This window comes from Burkholderia sp. Se-20378 (assembly GCF_017104665.1).
Classification (GTDB): Bacteria; Pseudomonadota; Gammaproteobacteria; order Burkholderiales; family Burkholderiaceae; genus Burkholderia; species Burkholderia lata.
Window position 1 is genome coordinate 1 of record NZ_JAAGPG010000462.1, and the last position, 6,479, is coordinate 6,479.

5 protein-coding genes and 2 pseudogenes are annotated in these 6,479 nt (G+C 69.2%); 2 read left to right on the forward strand and 5 right to left on the reverse strand.

The window, feature by feature from the left end:
* From G3N93_RS31280 to G3N93_RS31290, 3 genes and pseudogenes are all read right to left on the reverse strand, one after another.
* Positions 1-119: pseudogene (locus G3N93_RS31280) on the reverse strand (sulfite exporter TauE/SafE family protein); the annotation flags it as partial.
* A gap of 18 nt (positions 120-137) precedes the next feature.
* Positions 138-1,805 carry a bifunctional protein tyrosine phosphatase family protein/NAD(P)/FAD-dependent oxidoreductase gene (locus G3N93_RS31285; RefSeq protein WP_206134689.1) on the reverse strand — a complete coding sequence of 556 codons (1,668 nt, stop codon included), beginning with the start codon at positions 1,803-1,805 and terminating at the stop codon, positions 138-140.
* Positions 1,806-1,839: 34 nt separating this feature from the next.
* A complete protein-coding gene (locus G3N93_RS31290; RefSeq protein WP_206134690.1) occupies positions 1,840-2,724 on the reverse strand; it encodes an MBL fold metallo-hydrolase in 885 nt (294 codons plus the stop codon).
* A gap of 249 nt (positions 2,725-2,973) precedes the next feature.
* On the opposite strand from G3N93_RS31290, the gene G3N93_RS31295 reads away from it, so the two are divergent.
* A complete protein-coding gene (locus G3N93_RS31295; protein ID WP_206134691.1) occupies positions 2,974-4,356 on the forward strand; it encodes a sigma-54-dependent Fis family transcriptional regulator in 1,383 nt (460 codons plus the stop codon).
* Between the two features lie 77 nt (positions 4,357-4,433).
* A complete protein-coding gene (locus G3N93_RS31300; protein ID WP_206134692.1) occupies positions 4,434-4,967 on the forward strand; it encodes a M949_RS01915 family surface polysaccharide biosynthesis protein in 534 nt (177 codons plus the stop codon).
* Between the two features lie 76 nt (positions 4,968-5,043).
* On the opposite strand, the gene G3N93_RS31305 is transcribed toward G3N93_RS31300, so the two are convergent.
* Positions 5,044-6,072: a MerR family transcriptional regulator gene (locus G3N93_RS31305; RefSeq protein ID WP_206134693.1), complete on the reverse strand. Its 1,029-nt coding sequence runs from the start codon at positions 6,070-6,072 to the stop codon at positions 5,044-5,046.
* Between the two features lie 120 nt (positions 6,073-6,192).
* Positions 6,193-6,479, reverse strand: a pseudogene (locus G3N93_RS31310) (hypothetical protein); the annotation flags it as partial.

Here is a 6,479-nt window from a genome sequence, read left to right on the forward strand (position 1 = left end):
TGCTGCATCGGCCAGCTCATGCCGACGACGAGCGCGGGCACCGCGAGGATGCCGCCGCCGGCGCCGGTCAGGCCGAGTACGGCACCGACGAAACCACCCAGTACGAGGGAAATCAACATGACGTCAGCGGGCTCCGGTCAACGCGCGATCGCGGGCTTCGCGAGCCATTCGCGGCCCTTGAGCATCGCCTTCCAGTAGAGCGGCGGCAGCACGCGCTCCTTGAGCAGCCACGCGAGCCGCGACGGGCGCTTGCCGTCGATCAGCCACGCAGGGAAGGTCGGTGCGACCTTGCCGCCGTACAGGAACTCGGCGAGCACGATCTTGCCGCGCTCAACCGTGAGCGGGCATGAGCCGTAGCCGTCGTACGCGGCGTCGCCGTGTGCGCGGCCGAGCGACGCGAGCAGGTTGTGTGCAACCACCGGCGCCTGCTTGCGGGCGGCCGCGGCCGTTTTCGCATTGGTCGTGTTGGTGGCGTCGCCGAGCGCGTAGACGTCCGGATACTGCTTGTGCCGCAGTGTCGCCGGATCGACGTCGATCCATCCGGCCGCGTCGGCGAGCGGGCTCGATCGCACGAAGTCGGGCGCCTTCTGCGGCGGCACGACGTGGATCATGTCGAACGAACGCACGACGGTTTCCTTGCCGCCGTCCGGCAGCGCGCGCGCGAACGTCGCGCGGCGCGCGGGCCCGTCGATCGACACGAGGTTGTGGCCGAACGACAGCGCGATGTCGTAGCTTTTCACGTACTCCATCAGCGCGGGCACGTAGTCGGCGACGCCGAACAGCGCGGCGCCCGCATTCAGGAACTCGACGTTCGCGGCTTCGAGGCGGCCCGCACGCCGCCAGTGGTCGCACGACAGGTACATCGCCTTCTGCGGCGCACCCGCGCACTTGATCGGCATCGGCGGCTGCGTGAAGAGTGCGTTGCCGCCGCGGAACGCGCGAACCAGTTCCCACGTGTACGGCGCGAGATCGTAGCGGTAGTTGGACGTGACGCCGTTGCGGCCGAGCGTGTCGGCGAGGCCTTCGATCGCGTGCCAGTCGAGCTTGAGCCCCGGGCACACGACGAGCTTGCGATATCCGATGCGGCGGCAGCCGTCGAGCACGACCGTGTGCGCGTCGGGCTCGAAGCCCGCGACGGCGGCCTGGATCCGCTGTACGCCGCGCGGCAGCACGTCGGTCATCCGGCGTGCGGTGGTCTCGGGCCGGAACACGCCCGCGCCGACCATCGTCCAGCCCGGCTGGTAGTAGTGGACGTCGGCCGGGTCGATCACCGCGATGTCGAGCGATGCATCGCGCGCGAGCAGGCTCGACGCGACCGCAATGCCTGCTGCGCCCGCACCGACGATCACGATGTCGTGCCGCGCGTCGACGGCCGGTGCCGCCTGCTTGCCGCCTTGCACGACGCGCGACGCGAGCGCACGCAGGTCGTAGCCGGCTGTGGCGGCCGTCGCGACGATGTCGTTCAGCGGGCGCAGGCCGGCTTGCGACAGCGCCCACAGCGTGGCCGAGCGCGTGCCGCGGCGGCAGTACGCGAGCACCGGGCCGTCGAGCGACGCGACGAGCGCGCCGAACTGCGCGGCCTGGTCGTCGGTTACCTTGCCCGTATCGACCGGGAGGTAATGCACGTCGATGCCGAGCGGCGCGGCGGCCGCGCGGATCTCGGTGACGGTCGGCTGGTCGGGGCCTTCGCCGTCGGGGCGGTTGCAGATGATCGCGCGGATGCCGGCCGCGTGAAGCGCGGGCAGGTCGGCCGCCGCGATCTGCGGCGAGACGGACAGCGTGTCGGTCAGCTTGCGGATGGTCATGTCGGGGTTCTCCGGATGGGGCGGGGCGTGTCGATCAGATCGCGTCGAGCGGGATCTTCAGGTAGCGCACGCCATTGTTTTCGGGCTCGGGCAGGTGGCCGGCGCGCATGTTGACCTGCACGGACGGCAGCATCAGCACGGGCATCGCGAGCGTGGCGTCGCGCGCGATGCGCATCGCGACGAAATCGTCCTCGGTCACGCCGTCCTTCACGTGCACGTTCGCGCGGCGCTGCTCGGCCACGGTCGTCTCGAACTGGACGTCGCGGCCGCCCGGCTGGTAGTCGTGGCACAGGTACAGGCGCGTGTCGGGCGGCAGGTCGAGCACGCGTTCGATCGAGCGGTACAGCGTGCGTGCGTCGCCGCCGGGGAAGTCGCAGCGGGCCGTGCCGTAGTCGGGCATGAACAGCGTGTCGCCGACGAAGGCCGCGCGTTGCGTCGCATCGTCGACGCAGTAGGTCATGCACGCGGGCGTGTGGCCCGGCGTATGCAGCGCGCGGATCGTCAGCCCGCCGAGCGCGAGCGTGTCGCCGTCGTCGAGCAGCCGGTCGAACTGGCGGCCGTCCTGCGCGAAGCCCGGGCCCGCGTTGAACAGCGTGCCGAACACGTGCTGCACGCGGCGCACGTGCGAACCGATCGCGATCTGGCCGCCGACGTGTTCCTTCAGGTACGGCGCGGCCGACAGGTGATCGGCGTGCACATGGGTTTCCAGCAGCCAGTGCACGTCCGCGCCGAGTTCGGCCACGCGGGCGATCAGCCGGTCGGCGCTCGCGGTGTGCGTGCGGCCGGACTTCGGGTCGTAGTCGAGCACGCTGTCGATCAGCGCGCACGCGCGGCTCGCGGTATCGAGCAGCAGATAGCTGACGGTGTGGGTCGCCGGGTCGAAAAAGCCTTCGACGGATAGCGTGGTGGCATGGCTCACGGGGTGTCCTCGATCGGGTTCTGCATCTGCAATCGGGATGGGTAACTCAAGAACCGTGCCAGCCTGCGTCGTAGTGCCGGCCGATCTGCCAGGGACTTGATTCGGCTCGGGTTTTAGGTACGGCTGCCGCGATGCGCGGGCGTCGTTGGCCTCCGTCTGTCACTGCGGACTGCCACAATTGGCAGTGTCGTGGCAGAATTGGCAGTCTGCCTGGCAGTTCGTCAGGCCGCCCCTTCACCGAGCGTCCGCATGAATCCGCACGACACCATCCCGATCGTCCCCGCGCCGCGCCACGACGTCATGCCCGACGTGCGCGCGCTCGTCGCGTATCTCGAGCAGGATCCGCAGCCGATGATCGTCGTCGATCCCGACTACCGCATCCTCGCGGCGAACGATGCGTACCGGCGCCAGTTCGGCGTCGCGGGCGTCGAGCACGTGGGCCGGCACTGCTTCCAGGTTTCGCATCACTACGACGTGCCGTGCGACCAGGCCGGCGAGCATTGCCCGATGAAGCAGGCGCTCGAATCGCGCGGGCTGAACCGCGTGCTGCATATCCACCACACGCCGCGCGGCCCCGAGCATGTCGACGTCGAATTACGGCCGATCTTCGATGCGCACGGCAACGTGATCGCGTACGTCGAGCGGCTGACGACGGTGCGCAGCGCATCCGCGCAGCCGAGTGCGGAAGGGCTCGTCGGCGGCGCGGACGCGTTCAACGCGGCGCTCGGCGCACTGCAGCGCGTCGCGCCGTCGATGCTGCCGGTGCTGCTGCTCGGCGAATCGGGCACCGGCAAGGAGCTGTTCGCCCGCGCGCTGCACGAGGCGAGCGACCGCGCGATGGGGCCGTTCGTCGTCGTCGATTGCTCGGGGATCGCCGAGACGCTGTTCGAGAGTGAGCTGTTCGGTTACGAGAAGGGCGCGTTCACGGGCGCGAACCAGCGCAAGCCGGGCCTCGTCGAGACCGCGCAGGGCGGCACGCTGTTTCTCGACGAGATCGGCGACGTGCCGCTGCCGATGCAGGTGAAGCTGCTGCGGCTGATCGAGTCGGGCACGTTCCGCCGCGTCGGCGGCGTCGAGGCGCTGCGCGCGGATTTCCGGCTGGTCGCGGCTACGCACAAGCCGCTGCGCGAGATGATCGACGACGGCCGGTTCCGGCAGGACCTCTACTACCGGATCAACGCGTTTCCGATACCGTTGCCGGCGCTGCGCGACCGGCGCGGAGATGTCGCGCTGCTGGCCGAATCGATCCTGCGGCGGATCGCGAACGTACGTGCCAGTGCGGGCGATGCGAGCGCGCGGCCGTTCGTGCTGACCGAGCGCGCACGTGCGTGCCTCGATGCATATGCGTGGCCGGGCAACATCCGCGAGCTGCGCAACGTGCTCGAACGCGCGTGCCTGTTCGCGGACGACGGGGCGATCCGGATCGAGCATCTGCCGGTCGAGCTGGTTGCGGCATCGGCGGCGCCGCAGGATGGAGCGGGGGCGGCCGGTGTGCTGACGGATGCCGAACTCGTGCGGATCGCGAGCGGGTTCGCCGGCACGCGCAAGGCATTGGCCGAACGTACGGGAATGAGCGAGCGGACGCTGTACCGCCGCCTGAAAGCGCTGGGGCTCGGCACGCGCGGCGGGTGAGCGGGGCGCATCGAGGGATGGCGGCGCGATGCGCCCATGCGGATAATGGCGCGTTCAATCCGGGGTCGTCTTCATTCATGAAACAGGTCTTTGCCGTGAGCCGCTGGCTCGCCGTTGCCGCCGTCGCGTCGTGGTTCAACCCGGTGCAGGCCGCCGAATACAAGTGGACCGACGCGGCCGGCGCGCATGCCGTCACGTTCGCGACAACCGAACAGGGCGACGACGTGCATCTCCGGGTGGTCGGCACGCTGAACGGGCAGCCGGACTGGTCGGTGCGTGACGACGTGACCGAATGCGGCGAGGACAAGGTGCTCGACGTCGTGCCCGCGTCGGTCGAGATGCCGGACCTGCTCGGCAACGGCCGCAGGCAGTTCCTGTTTGCGTACAAGATCGGCTGCCGCGGCGACGTCAGCCCCGATGCAGTCAAGTACTTCCTGATCGACCAGGGGAAAAAGTACGTGCTGCGCGGCGAGGAAGTGCTGACGCATCAGGGCAGGCGTTTCGACGGCGGTGCGGCGCCCGTGCCGAACGCCGACCTGAAGGCGAATCCCGCGTTTCTCCGCTACATGACGAAGCGCTGGCGCGGCGTGAGCGTGCGCAACTACGACTGATCCGACCGCGCTTCGCGCGACGCCATCGGCGCAAGGCGGCCGGGCCGCACGCCAAGGCAGGCCCGGCCGCCGTCGCTCAACGCTGCGGTTGCAACTGCGCCATCGCCTCCCGCACGAAGCCGATCAACGTGTCGTCGATCCACGAATCCTGCGTCAGTGACGGCTCGTTCATCATCGCGTGGCGAAATTTCGCATGCGTGGCCGGATCGGTGCCCGCGTAGCGGCAGAACAGCGTGAGCCAGCGCTGCGCGAGCGCGCGGCCTTCCTGCGAATCCGGTCTGGCGCCCGCATCGATCGCGTCGCGCACGTCACCCATCAGTTGCGGCCATTCCATCGCGCTTTCACCGTAGTGCGCCCGCATGAAGCGGATTTCGTCCGGCGCCAGATACTTCTCGAAGATCCGCATCTTGGTTTCCGACGACGCGCGCAACACATAGTCGCGCAGCGCGGTCGAAATGCCGATCTTCGACTGCATCGCCGGTTCGTGTTCGTGCATCAGGTTCAGCTTCGCCAGCAGCCGCGGGTCGTTGTTCGTGTCGCGCACGAGCAGCGTCATCCAGCGGCTGGCGAGCGCACGGGGGCGTTCGTCCTCGGCGGGTACGCCCGCGTCGTGCAGCGCACGCACCTCGTCGACGAGTGCGATCCATTCGGCGTCGCCCGCCTGGCTCTTCTGGTACATCGGCAGGCGCGCGAGTTCTTCCTCGGAAAAATATTTGTCGTACACGGTCATCAACTCCAGTGTGGTGAGCCAATCGGCCAGTTCCGGCTCCGTGCCAGCGGCGAGCTGCGCATGCAGGCTCACGAGCCGTTCGCGCAGCTGCGCGGTCTGCGCGAGCTGACGGTCGAGCAGCGCGATCTGCTTCGCGACGATCTCGACGAGCGGGGTGTCGGGCTGGTTCAGGTGGTCGCCGATTTCGGTGAGCGACAGGCCGAAGCGACGCAGCGCCTGGATCTGGTGGAGCCGGGCGATGTCGTGGCGGTCGTACAGCCGGTAGCCGTTGTCGGCGCGCGCCGAAGGCGTCAGCAGACCGATCGCGTGATAGTGATGAAGCGTGCGGACGGTCAACCCGCTGCGTTTCGCCAGTTCTCCCACTTTCAGTCGCATTCGTTTCTCCGTTCGGTGCGCACACTGGAGTCTCAAACGTTACGCTACGTGAGGGTCAAGCGGAAGATCGGAAATCGGGTGCGCGGGGGGATGCCGCGCGCACCCGATGGCAGGGCCGGCTTATTGTGGCGAAGGCGGGGTGTCGGCGGTGGCGGCGCGCGCTTGCTGGCCGGCGGCGCTGTCGCCGGCTGCCTGGGCGTGCATGCCGGACTGGCCGGCCTTGTCGGCCTTGTCGACCGGCGGCGTGCCCCTCGCCTGGTCGAGCCGCGCGGTATCCGCGAACCGCGCGCCGGCCGCCCGTCCGTATACCCCGGCGAGGATACGCTCTTCGCCGGCGACCTCCCCGCCCAACCCACGCCGGCCACGCCGCGCCCGATACTCATCGCGGCCCTCACGCACCACCCCGC